Raw genomic sequence first — 245 nt, 5'->3', positions numbered from 1 at the left:
GCTGAAAGCGCCCCCCATCCCAACCTTCCCCCGCAAGCGGGGGAAGGGGCGGCACCGCTTGCAGGAAAACGAACGGACCACGGATTCCGCTCCCTCCCCGCAAGCGGGGGAGGGCTGGGGTGGGGGCGAACGTGCCCGTACACCTTGCGGCGCTGAAAGCGCCCCTCATCCCAACCTTCCCCCGCACGCGGGGGAAGGGGCGGCACCGCTCGCAGGGAAACAAACGAACCACGGATTCCGCTCCC

Origin of the sequence: Pseudoxanthomonas sp. 22568, assembly GCF_052044485.1 — a bacterium.
GTDB classification, from domain to species: Bacteria; Pseudomonadota; Gammaproteobacteria; order Xanthomonadales; family Xanthomonadaceae; genus Pseudoxanthomonas_A; species Pseudoxanthomonas_A beigongshangi.
The sequence above is the reverse complement of the archived record's forward strand: the minus strand, read 5'-3'. Positions refer to the sequence as shown.